Genomic DNA, 11,859 nt, shown 5'->3' on the forward strand with positions numbered 1-11,859 from the left:
CGCTTCTCCACCGGATACCGTGAGCGGGTGGGAATTGAGTTCACGGCCATCGACTTCGAGACTGCCAACGGGTTTCGCGGATCGCCCTGCGCCGTAGGGCTCACGAAGGTCCGCAATGGCCGAATCGTCGAGGAAGCGCAGTGGCTGATGCGCCCGCCGGCAGGCCACGACCACTTCGACTCCCGCAACGTCGCCATCCACGGGATCACCGCCGACATGGTGGCGCACCAGCCGACTTTCGGTGAGCTGTTCCCGGAGATCGGTGCCTTCATTGGAAGCGATGTCGTAGTGGCCCACAACGCTGCCTTCGACATGGGCGTTATCCGTTCGGCGCTTGAAGTGTCCAACCTGGCCGGTCCTGCTTACGACTACGCTTGCACGGTTCTGCTCTCGCGCCGCAGCTACTTCCTTGTCTCCTACTCGCTGCCTTACGTGGCGGAAGCTGCCGGAGTGCCGTTGGTGAACCACCATGACGCTGTTGAGGATGCCCGCGCCTGCGCAGGAATTCTGGTGGACATCGCGCGTCGCGCCGAAGCGGCGACGCTCGAGGAGCTTGTATCCGGGCACCGGCTGAAGCTGTCCCGTCTTGAAGCCTACGAGCCAGGAATTTCCGAGCTTTCGAAGGCGACCCGTACGGCGCTGGAACGGGGGCCCGCCACCGGCTGGGCAGGTTGGCCGGACGAAGGACTGAACCCGGACCCGAACCCGGCTGCGGATCCCACACACCCGTTGTACGGGCAGACTGTTGTCTTCACCGGCGACCTCGGGATTCCGCGGCCGCAGGCAAAGCAGCGGGCCGCTGTGCTCGGAGCGCAACCGGCAAGCGCCGTGACCCGCAAGACCACAGTGCTGGTGGTGGGGAACGGTTTCGTTGCCGCAGATCTGCGCAGTGGTCGGGTAACGGGCAAGGCACGACGCGTGATGGAGCTTCACGGCCGGGGCCAGAACATTGAAGTGCTCTCGGAAGCAGAGTTCCTGCAGATGACCGAGGGACGCTGGCCCGTCACGAGCCAGTAGAGCCTTTCCTATGCGCCCATTTCGGACGCGAAGCGGCCGGCTAATTCCTCGACCGCCCGTGCTCCCGTGAGCTGATCAATTGCGGCGGCAGGGAGTACATCGCGTCCATGCAGTGCGCCGATGATTGCACCGGCAACAGCTCCGGTAACCCGCGCTGCAGGCGCATCCTGCTCCGCAGCAGCGGCGAGGAAAGCGCTCACATGGGCAGCGTCGTCGTCGGTTGCGGTGGCAAGCACCAGCCTGATTGCCTCGCACAGGATGTTTCCGGCAGTCGGTGAAGCAGTCGGGAGCGCGCCGGCATCCGGACTCGTGAGCTGGACCGAGAGGTCGGTCGACCCCAATGCCGCCGCGTGCGCTGCAGCTTCGGCTACAGCGTCCGACAGCGAGAGTTCCCGGTGGGCGATCGCATGAATCAGGCCGGCGAAGACTGCTGCGGGAATCCGGGCAGCGGGATTGCCGTGTGTGATCGCTGCGGCATCGAGTGTGAGCTTCTCGACCATCGCGGGCGGAACATTGGCGATGAGGCCGAAGGGTGCGGACCGCTGGAGCGCACCGGGGCCGTCGTCGTCCGTTTCAAGCGGCCGCTGACGGCTGCCCATCTCGCCGCTTCTGAGCGCACGGATGCTGGCAGCGTCCGAGTGCCGTCGGGTATGCAGGACGTCCTGCCTGTCGATCCAGCGGGCAGGAGGAGCGGGAGCGGACGACGGCGGTGCCTCTCCCTGAGTCCCGAGCCACCGGAGGTATGCAAGCCAGAGACAGGCGGTTTCATCGGCTGCGACGCCGTCGTTGGCCCACTCGAGCGCTTCAGTCATGCCGTCGACCGTGTAGAGCGTCAGTGCGGTGGCATCGCCGAAGACAGACGCATCGGGTGATCCTGCGGCAGCCTCACCGAGTGCACAGGCCAGGATCGAGCCGGTGATTCTGCTGCGCAATGCAGGGGGGAAGCATTCAGAAGATGTCACCCCGCTAGTCTAGGCAGTCCGCCCAGCCGATCCCTGCCACGATGCCTTCAGGAAACGCCCAGATACGAGTGGAACGCTTGACGGGTTTGCCTCGTGCCCAGCACGCACCACCATCGAAGGAATCAACCACCATGCACCCGATCAGCCAGGAAAAGCCCGCCACGGGCACTCGGTACGACGACAACGGCCCGGGCCTCATCACGGCTTCCCTGCTGGAGGCGCTTGGATCGTTTCTGGTGATCCTGGGCGGCTTGGGCGTGACCATGCTCAATCCGCAGGGCGGCATTGCTCCCGGTGTGGCATTCGGGCTGGGGATGGCCGCGGCCATCGCCGCATTCGGCCGGCTATCGGGCGGTTACTTCAACCCCGCTGTCACGCTCGGACTGGCGATGGCCGGGCGCCTGGCGTGGAGGTCGGTGCTGCCCTTCATCATGGCGCAGGTTCTTGGCGGGCTTGCGGCGTCCGGCCTGTTCTGGGTGATTTTCAGCGCGCACCCGCAGGACATCCAGACTGCCGGGCTGTTCTCGGCAGCGGCGAACGGATATGCGGAGCACTCCTCCACCCAGTTCCCGATCGCGAGTGTGCTGTTGATCGAGGTCACTGCGGCTGCTCTGCTGACCGCAGTAGTGCTTGGATCGACCGGCCGGTCACTTTCACGTGCAGCGGCTCCCTTCGCCATCGGCCTGGGATACGCCGTCTTGCTCACCGCGCTCGCTCCCATGGACAACGGCGCGATCAATCCTGCCCGGTCCACGGCAACGGCACTGTTCGCCGAGGCGTGGGCAGTCCAGCAGCTGTGGCTCTTTTGGCTTGCACCCCTGCTCGGTGCGCTGATCGCGGGCCTGCTCTACCGGAGCTTCGACCTCGCGATCCACAGCCGGCAGAGCGTGTCCGCCCCGGCGGGGGACAACGGCGCTCCGGAAACCGGCGACACTGCAGCCGGTTCCGCGGCAGCCGCCGCTACGCTGGCAGCCCGCCGTGACACCCATGACGACGACGGCACCCCGTAGCGCGTACCGACCGTCCGGGCGGCGTTCCAACCGGTGCTTCGGCGTTGCCGTCCGAAACTGTCGGAGACGGCCGGTAGCTTGGAATCATGAGGTTATTGCACACGTCAGACTGGCACTTGGGCCGCTCCTTCCATGGTGTTGGGATGCTCGAGGCTCAGCGGCTTTTCGTCGATCAGTTGGAGAAGACGGTCCGCGAGGAGAACGTGGACGTGGTGCTTATTGCCGGTGATGTCTATGATCGCGCTTTGCCTGGCGTTGACGTCGTCGAGCTCTTCGACGAGGCATTGGAACGGATTACGGTAGCCGGCGCGCAGGTGGTGGTCAGCAGCGGCAACCATGACTCGGCAGTGCGGCTGGGATTCGGCGGGAAGCTCATTGAGCGCGGAGGGGTCCACCTCCGTACCCGGTTGGAAGACATCGGGCGCCCTGCCGTTTTCAGAATTGACGAGGGGATTGAGGTTGCCGTCTACGGTGTGCCATATCTTGAACCCCGGATGGTTGCGGATCCGCTTAATTGTGAGAGTTCCACGCATACGGCAGTGACTGCTGCGGCGCTGGATCAGATCAGGTCGGACCTGCGGCGGCGCCGCACGCAATCAATCGTGCACTCGGTCGTCATGGCACATACCTTCGCCAGTGGCGGCGTCGGCTCGGACAGCGAACGGGAGCTCAGCATGGGCGGTCTCGGCGTTGTGCCCTTGAACCTCTTCGAAGGGTTTGACTACGTTGCGCTGGGCCACCTCCATGGGCAGCAGCAGTTGCAGGAGCGGGTACGTTATTCCGGATCTCCGCTGGCATATTCCTTCTCCGAGGCGCGGCAGTCGAAGGGAGCCTGGCTGGTAGACATCGATGAAGGTGGGGTAGGTGAAATCCAGCCGGTGAAGTGGGCCCCGCAACGCGAGCTTGCAATCCTGCGCGGTCCTATCGCTGAGCTCATCACTGCGCCGGAGCACGCAGCGGCAGAAAACGCGTGGTGCCAGGTGACGCTCACCGATGCCGAGCGGCCGCACCAGGCCATGGAACGGTTGCGGGCACGGTTTCCGGGAACCCTGGTGCTCGCGTTCGAACCGTCCCGAAACGCGGGGGAAGAGCGTACCTACAGTGAACGGATCGCCCAGGCCGCTGATGATGCTTCCATCTGCTGCGGGTTCCTTGAGCATGTACGTCAACGCAGTGCCAGCACCGAGGAGGCAGCCCTGTTCGCTGAGACGATCGACGCCCTGCGGGCAGCTGAAAGCGGCGCATGAGAATCCACAGACTCGAGATACAGGCCTTCGGGCCCTTTGCCGTGCGCCAGCACATCGATTTTGACGCCCTCACCGATCAAGGCCTGTTCCTGCTGAACGGGCCCACCGGGGCGGGTAAGTCCAGCGTGCTCGATGCCATCTGTTTCGCGCTGTATGGTTCCGTTCCGGGAGCACGTCAGAACGCGAAGCGGCTGCGCAGCGACCACGCCCCCGATGCGCTTGCGCCGGAAGTGGTGTGCGAGTTCTCGGCGGGATCCCGGCGTCTGGAAGTGACCCGAAACCCTTCCTGGAACCGGCCGTCCAAACGCGGAAGCGGAACAACCACAGAGCAGGCCAAGACCTTGCTGCGCGAAAGGGTTGCCGGCGAGTGGGTAACCCGGTCCACTCGCAATGATGAAGCGGGAGCGGAGCTCCAGAATCTTCTGGGAATGAACCGTGAACAGTTTACGCGCGTCGTCATGTTGCCGCAGGGAGAGTTTGCGGCTTTCCTCCGGTCGGACGCAGCCGCTCGCGGCGAGCTCCTGCAGCGGCTGTTCGCAACCGACCGGTTCTCGACTATGGAACACATGCTGGCAGAGCACTCCGCACGGACATCCGCGCGGCTCCAGGAGGCCGAGACCGAGCTGGAGGCCCTCCTCAGTCGGGCTGCAGAGGAAGTTGAGCGCCACGGCCTGACACCCCGGCAGTCAAGCACCCCGGCGTCATTCCCGGAAGGAGAACCGGATGGTTCCGGCCACGAGGGCAGTGCCTCCGTTGATTGGACGCCTGATCCCGTGCTTCTTCAAGACCTGCTGACGGCGGCCGTGGCTGAGGGTCGGAAAAGGACCCGCGAGCTCAGGATCCTGCGCGATGCCGCCGCAGAGAGGCGCACCCGGTTTGAGGCGGAGCGCAGGGATCGCCTGACGTTCCGCGAGCTGGTTTCAGAAGCGCAGGCTAACCAGGGTGCCTTGGTCGGGGCTGGAACTCTGAGGGCAAAGCTGGCAGATCACCAACGCGCTCAAATCCTCCAGGGAGCGCTGCAATCGAGGGACGAGGCGGCTGCAGAGGTGCATAATCTGCGGGAGGGCCTGCAATCAGCAGCACGTCCGTTGCAAGCCGATCCCGCAGTCCGGCACGAAGCCCCCGAGGTTCTCCATCCCGACTCCCTGCGGTCGCTGGCCACGTTCGAACGTGCTCACGAGGTGGTTCGTGAATCTTTGGCCGCGACGCGCGCAGCCCTGCCGCTGGAAAAGGACCTCAGCCAGCTGTCAGCAAGGATTCGTCTTACCGAGACTGCTCTGGAGCGTCAGAAGGCCGAGGCAACGCGCTGCAGTGAAGCAGATGAACAGTTGCGGCGGGAATACGTCGAACTGACATCGCGCCTGGAAGACGCGCAGGTGATGGCAGCCCGTGAAGGACAACTGGCAACGGAGTGCATCGAAGCGGCCAGCCGGTTGGAGTTGCTGGGGCAGGCGGACAGTGCGGAACGTGCTGTGCGTGAGCTGAACGAGCTGCAGCAGGAGCATCAAGCACTCTTTCTCACAGCGAAAGATGACTGGCTGCGGAAACTCCAGGCGCGTCTGGAACAGGCAGCTGCGGAGCTTGCCGAGCGGTTGGATGCAGGGGAGCCCTGTCCCGTCTGCGGGAGTGAGGATCATCCGGCGCCTGCAGCTGCGGATCCGCAGTCCCTCGTCACCCGCGAACACGAAGCACTTGCCAGGGAAGAGCAGGATGCAGCCGAGAACCGGCTGCGGAAGACCGCCGCGGCCCGCGACGAGGCCGCGTTGAAGGCCGCCGGGCTACGCGCCAGAAGCGGCGAAGCCGATGCCGGGCAGCTTCGCGCTACGCTTGTGTCCCTTGAGCAGGAGCATGCGGAAGCGGAACGGGCGGTCCGTCTGGCCACCGACCTCAGCACACGGAAGACCGCGGCGGATACAACGCTTGCCAGGCTGCACGAGCAACAGGCGGACCTTGCGCGGACTCAGGCAGAAGAATCATCACGGCTAGCCGCACTCGCGGAGCAGCAGGCGGCGTTGGCCGCAAAGCTGTCTGACGTGCGTGGTTCTTACGATTCCGTTGAGAAGAAAATCACGGCGCTCGAAGCAACGGAGCGGAGTCTTGGGGCGGTGTGCGCTGCCTTGAATCGCTGTGAGCAGGCAGAGGAGAACCTTGACAAGGCCGAAGCTGCATTGCGGACACGCCTGTCTATAACGGACTTCGCTTCAGCGGAAGCCGTCCGCGACGCGCTGCTGACCAGCACGGAGGCCGAAACCGCGGAGCGGGCCATCCGCGATGCCGAAAATTCTGCTCATCGGATCGAACGGGACCTGCAGCGGCCGGAGAACCTGGCCGCCGCCATTCTGGAGAAGGACGGCAGCCCCGTGCCGAACGAAGATGACATTGCGTCGGCCGCGACCGAGGAAGCGGACGCATCGAAGCTTCTTGACCAGGCTGTCCTGGAGGTGGGGCTGCTGGAGCAGTCAGTGGTTCAGATGGGCTCCTATGCGGACAGGGCAGCAGCGCTTGAGGAACGGCTCGTGCCGCTGCGGCACGCTCACCAGCTCGCCCGGTCGATTGCTGACACAGCCAGGGGCAACGGCGAGAACCTGTATCGGATGAGCTTGGCGACCTATGTGCTGGCGGCCCGCCTGGAACAGGTTGCAGGTGCCGCAACCGAGCGGCTGCAGAAAATGTCAGACGGCCGGTACTCGCTTGTCCACAGTGATTCCAAGTCGGGAAATCGAAAATCGGGCCTTGGTTTGAATGTCATTGACAGCTGGACCGGACTGCACCGGGATACGGCAACGCTGTCCGGCGGCGAGTCATTCATGGCATCATTGGCGCTCGCATTGGGGCTTGCCGACGTCGTGCAGCAGGAGTCAGGCGGCCTGGATATCGAGACGCTTTTCGTTGACGAGGGGTTTGGAAGTCTCGACGAGCATTCCCTCGAGCAGGTGATGGACGCCCTGGAGAGCCTGCGTGATGGCGGACGTGTAGTCGGGCTCGTCAGCCATGTTGCCGACCTGATGCAGCGGATCCCCGCCCAGCTGCACGTTTCCAAGAGCCGGACAGGGTCTACCGTGCGCTTCGTCAATCAGCTGCAGCGAGTGTAAAATTGCTGGTGTTACCGGGTTGGGCGCATCGGGAGGAGGGACGATGCGCGTTTCATAGCACCCGGAGTGCACATGGCTACACCAACCTCTGAAGTAGATACCTCGCACCGCGGACGTTTCGGCCGGCTACCTGAGATTGCAGGCGCAGGTTTCCTTCCACTCGGCTTGATTGCCCGCCTGCCTCTGGCGATGCTCACCGTTGGAGCGCTCACCCTGGTGACAGCCGGCACGGATTCCTACGCTTTCGGTGGTTTTGCAGCCGGCGCTGTCGGCGTCGGTTCTGCACTGGGCGCGCCGGTCCTCGGTTTCCTGGCGGACCGCTACGGCCAACGCCCGGTCCTGCTGCTCTCAGCCGCACTCAATACCGTGGCGATCGTCGGTTCGATCATTGTCAGCGGCGTGTCGGGCATCGAAACAGGGCTGCTTCCCACGCTCATTGCTGCCTTCCTCGTGGGCGCCACCTGCCCTCAAATCGGTCCATTGGCAAGGGTTCGCTGGATGGCACTGACCCAGGACAAACGACCAACGGATCTCGACACGGCGCTCTCCTACGAGAGCACGGCCGATGAGTTGACCTTCGTGCTGGGTCCTGCGCTGGTGGGACTGCTGGCGAGCCTGATTGCGCCCTGGCTGCCGCTAGCCCTCGCAGCAGCACTGACCCTGGCTTTTGTTTCCGCCTTCGCTGTGCACCCAACGGAACGGGCGGTAATTCCGCTGCGGCGCCGCCCCCGGACGCGAAGCTCGGAGGTGAAGACCCAGCGAAGAGCGCATACCGGTTTTCTTGTGGCGTTGCCGGTTCTCGGGATGGTGATGATGGGCACCTTCTTCGGTTCGACCCAGACCGCCTTGATCGCCTTCGCCGGAGGTTTCGGAGCGGAGACGGCGGCGGGCCTGCTGTATGCCGTCATGGGCGTCAGCTCCGCCCTCACCGCCTTGTCGGTAGCGTACTGGCCACAGCGATTCCGCCACCCACTGCGGTGGGTGGCTTCAGCGGCGATGATGAGCGCGGCCGCTTTCCTGCCCCTCCTTGCTCTGGACATTCCGTTCATGCTCGCAGCACTACTGATCCTCGGGATCCCGGTCGGTCCAACGATGGTCACAATTTTCAGCGTCGGCTCACTCGTGGCCCCGAAGCACCTGGTCGGCACGGTGATGACCCTGTTGGCTAGCGGCATTGTCGCCGGCACGGCGCTTGGAGCGTCCATAGCAGGAGCGCTGGCGGAGGCGAGCGTCCGTGAAGCTTTCGCGGTTCCGGTGGCGGCCGCCGTCGTACTCCTGCTGTTGGGCGTGGTGTCGACCGTGATGCTGCCCAGCAGGACTGACGCGGCGGAAGTCAGCTGAGCTGTTCCTCGATGGTGCGGGCGCTGCCCGCAATCCGCAGACCGAGTTCAGCCTCCGGGTGGGCTGAGCGGATGTAGACGACGGCCACCGCCGCAGGCAGTCCGCCGGCGAGCCGGATGGGAGCTGCAACGGACGACAGGCCGGCGATAACCTCATCGTGGCTGGTGGCGAAGCCCTGCAAGCGCGCTGCAGCAGCTTCTTCCCGGTAGAGCTGGCCCGGCGCGAGCCGCTCCCAATCCTCCTCGCTCACCGCCGACTGGATTGCAATGCCCGGCGCGCCCGCGCTGAAGGCGTGCCGTGTTCCCGGCCGCTGGGCGACGGCGGCGCTGGAGTGGCGCGGCTCGACCGTCACCAGCGTGACGCAGTCGTGGCGGTCCCAGACGGCGACAAATGCGGTCATACCGAGTTCGTTCGCCAGAACCGTCAATTCAGGAAGCGCTGCAGTCTGCAGGTCACGGGAAACTCCTCGCGCTAGGGCGGCCAGACCAGGGCCGGACGTGATTTTGCCGGCATCGTCCCTGACGATGAGCGAATGATCTTCCAGCGTGCGCACAATCCGGTATGCGATGGAGCGGTGGACGCCCAACTCCACTGACAACTCGGCAATTGATAGCGCCCGCGGAGCATCCGCGAGAATCTCGAGGGATCGCAGGCCGCGGGACAGGGTCTGCGAATGCTGGGGCGATGGTGTTGTGTCGGAGCTCACACTCGGATATTATTCTATATCGGAACGATATGTTCAACTATCGAACTGCAACTGCCTGTTTGGTCGGTTAACGGCAGCGGCGCGCAATAGGAGGCGTCGACTTCCGGTAATGCTGCGGTGTAGTGCCCCTGAAGAGTATGATCTGAACCACAGTTACCGAACGTTCTGTCGGTAATTAAAGTCCGTCCCACCTGGAGTAACAATGACGTCTTCAACGGCTGCCCCACGGCAGCGCATGTCTCGGGAGGACCGCAAGGTCGTCGCGGGGACCATGGTCGGTACCACCATCGAATGGTATGACTTCTTCATATTCGCGCAAGCCGCGGGGCTCGTCTTCGCGCAGCTGTACTTCGCGCCGCTGAACGAGGACAGTCCGGGCCTGGCGCAGCTGGTCTCATGGGCCACTATCGGCATCAGCTTCTTCTTCCGGCCGCTCGGAGCGGTAGTTGCAGGTCACCTGGGGGATCGCATCGGGCGCAAGGCCATGCTCGTCTTCACCCTGGTGATGATGGGTTCGGCCACCGCCTTGATCGGCCTCCTGCCGACCTACGCGCAGATCGGCGTGGCGGCGCCGATTCTGTTGATGCTGCTGCGCATCCTGCAGGGCTTCTCGGCAGGCGGAGAATGGGGCGGTGCGGCCCTGATGGCGGTAGAGCACGCTCCGGTTCACAAGCGCGGCTTTTGGGGTGCATACCCCCAGATCGGTGTTCCCGTTGGCATGATCATCGCAACGTTGGTGCTGTTCCTGCTGCGCTCTTCCATGTCCCAGGAAGATTTCCTCGCCTGGGGCTGGCGGGTTCCGTTCCTGCTCTCCGTGGTCCTCATCGTTGTCGGCTACTTCATCCGCAAGGCAGTTGCGGAAAGCCCCGTTTTCAAGGAGATGACCGAGCGGAAGCAGGAATCATCTGTTCCGCTCAAGGAGCTCTTCCGCCACAACACCAAGCAGGTTGTACTGACCGCAGCCATCTTCATTGCTAACAACGCGGCAGGCTATCTCCTCATCGCCTTCTTCTCGGCGTACGCCCAGCGCACGCTGGGGATGCCCGGCGGGCCCGTGCTGTTCGCCACCCTGCTTGCCTCCTTCGGCTGGCTGATCTTCACGATGTACGGAGGCATTCTTTCCGACCGGATTGGCCGGGTGCGTACTTTCCAGATCGGCTATGGGCTCGTGTTCGTCTGGATGATCCCCCTGTTCCTGATGATCGACACGCGCAACATCCTCGCCTATGGAGTCGCTCTGTTCGTCCTTACGATCGGTTTGGGGCTGTCCTACGGACCGATGTCCGCGATGTATGCCGAAATGTTCCCTGCGAACGTGCGGTACTCCGGTATCGGAATCGGTTACGCACTGGGCGCCATTCTCGGTGGTGCCTTCGCCCCGCTGATTGCGGAAGCATTGCTGAGGGGCACCGGCTCGTCCATTTCGATCGGCGTCTACATCATGGTGCTCTGCGCCATCTCGTTCGCGGCTGTGACCATGGTGAAGGAGACACGCGGGGTACCGCTGCACGTCGGTTCCGGTCACACTCAGGCGAAGTAGCCGGAACGTCGGCGCCCGGCAGTGGAATCCATGGGTAGTTCTCCCCATGGCGTCCGCTGCCGGCCCTTCATACACTGAGGATCAAGACGGGCCTTGTACGAGGGGCCCGCCGCCGGACTGACGGGTCCGGTACACGAAAGGCCGGCTCGCCACGGGTTCCCCCAGCCCACCGAGCCGGCCTTTTGCATGTCCGGCCTCTGATTCAACAAACCGCATACGTTCAGCTGCGCGAACTTGTGCCGGTGTATTTGGCGTCACTGCTGATGCACTGCCGCCGCTGACTTGAGCCCAGTGATGAGTGAGTCAAGCCCGAGACCGAACGCAGCGTCCGCCTGCCGTTGGTTCGCCTGGTCCTTGCGCGCGGACACGGCAGCAGTGAATCGGGGATAAGCCCCTGCCAGAGCTCCCGATTCGAAGATCGTTTCCGGGGCCGTCGCGTCGAACGCGGACCCGAAGATAAAAGACTCAAGAGCAATGATTGCCGGCACGATCAAAGGTTCCGGCCAGCCGACCTTCTCAAATCCACGGGTCACTGCCTCATAGACGGCAAGGGTCTGCGGCGCGCCGCTCACGGGCAGTACGGCGATCACCGGGATAAGCGGAGTATGCCGGGTGAAGACATCGCGATAGGACCAGGCGAACCGGCGGACAGCCTGCTCCCACGGTTCGGACTCGAAACCTGACACGTCCACCTGAGTCATGACGTGGTCCTGCAGAAGGATGAGTACGTCGCCTTTGGATTCCACGTGGTTATATAACGACGACGGCGCCACTTTGAGAGCGCGGGCAAGGGAAGACATGGTCAAGCCCTCATACCCGCGGGTTTCGATGAGCGTGAGAGCCGCCCGGGTGATTGCTTCCTGGGAAAGAATCCTGTTCAGCGGCCTGCCCGCTGAGCGGGGGGATGTACCGGTTGCGCCGACCATCGTTTGTGTTCCTGATTC

The 11,859-nt window shown here is 63.8% G+C and carries 9 protein-coding genes; 6 read left to right on the forward strand and 3 right to left on the reverse strand.

All coding sequences use genetic code 11. The features are described 5' to 3' along the window. Nucleotides 1–27: 27 nt before the first annotated feature. Nucleotides 28–1,017, forward strand: coding sequence for a 3'-5' exonuclease (locus ABFX19_RS08850; RefSeq protein WP_277358582.1), 990 nt, complete (start codon nt 28–30; stop codon nt 1,015–1,017). Nucleotides 1,018–1,025: 8 nt separating this feature from the next. Here the strand turns inward: ABFX19_RS08850 and ABFX19_RS08855 are convergent, their stop codons facing one another. Next, nucleotides 1,026–1,979, reverse strand: a complete 954-nt coding sequence (locus tag ABFX19_RS08855) for an ADP-ribosylglycohydrolase family protein (RefSeq protein WP_277358581.1) — start codon at nt 1,977–1,979, stop codon at nt 1,026–1,028. A gap of 131 nt (nt 1,980–2,110) precedes the next feature. On the opposite strand from ABFX19_RS08855, the gene ABFX19_RS08860 reads away from it, so the two are divergent. From ABFX19_RS08860 to ABFX19_RS08875, 4 genes are all read left to right on the forward strand, one after another. After that, the gene (locus tag ABFX19_RS08860) at nt 2,111–2,989 is read left to right on the forward strand and encodes an aquaporin (RefSeq protein ID WP_346028124.1); all 879 of its coding nucleotides are present in this window, start codon (nt 2,111–2,113) and stop codon (nt 2,987–2,989) included. Between the two features lie 86 nt (nt 2,990–3,075). Beyond that, a complete protein-coding gene (locus ABFX19_RS08865) occupies nt 3,076–4,236 on the forward strand; it encodes an exonuclease SbcCD subunit D (RefSeq protein ID WP_277358579.1) in 1,161 nt (386 codons plus the stop codon). Continuing rightward, the gene (locus tag ABFX19_RS08870; RefSeq protein WP_346028125.1) at nt 4,233–7,328 is read left to right on the forward strand and encodes an AAA family ATPase; all 3,096 of its coding nucleotides are present in this window, start codon (nt 4,233–4,235) and stop codon (nt 7,326–7,328) included. The genes ABFX19_RS08865 and ABFX19_RS08870 overlap by 4 nt, the downstream gene beginning before the upstream one ends. A 72-nt stretch (nt 7,329–7,400) precedes the next feature. Beyond that, nucleotides 7,401–8,669 carry an MFS transporter gene (locus ABFX19_RS08875; RefSeq protein ID WP_346028126.1) on the forward strand — a complete coding sequence of 423 codons (1,269 nt, stop codon included), beginning with the start codon at nt 7,401–7,403 and terminating at the stop codon, nt 8,667–8,669. Here the strand turns inward: ABFX19_RS08875 and ABFX19_RS08880 are convergent. Further along, the gene (locus ABFX19_RS08880; RefSeq protein WP_346028127.1) at nt 8,662–9,375 is read right to left on the reverse strand and encodes an IclR family transcriptional regulator; all 714 of its coding nucleotides are present in this window, start codon (nt 9,373–9,375) and stop codon (nt 8,662–8,664) included. The two genes, ABFX19_RS08875 and ABFX19_RS08880, sit on opposite strands and share 8 nt — an antisense overlap. A 202-nt stretch (nt 9,376–9,577) precedes the next feature. Between ABFX19_RS08880 and ABFX19_RS08885 the strand changes: the two genes are divergently transcribed. After that, on the forward strand, nt 9,578–10,915 hold the full coding sequence (locus ABFX19_RS08885) for an MFS transporter (RefSeq protein ID WP_277358574.1): 1,338 nt from the start codon (nt 9,578–9,580) through the stop codon (nt 10,913–10,915). A 254-nt stretch (nt 10,916–11,169) separates the two neighbouring features. On the opposite strand, the gene ABFX19_RS08890 is transcribed toward ABFX19_RS08885, so the two are convergent. Beyond that, nucleotides 11,170–11,841, reverse strand: coding sequence for a TetR/AcrR family transcriptional regulator (locus ABFX19_RS08890; protein ID WP_346028128.1), 672 nt, complete (start codon nt 11,839–11,841; stop codon nt 11,170–11,172). Nucleotides 11,842–11,859 lie beyond the last annotated feature (18 nt).

Source organism: Arthrobacter parietis, assembly GCF_039530425.1.
In the GTDB taxonomy this organism is placed as follows: domain Bacteria; phylum Actinomycetota; class Actinomycetes; order Actinomycetales; family Micrococcaceae; genus Arthrobacter_D; species Arthrobacter_D parietis.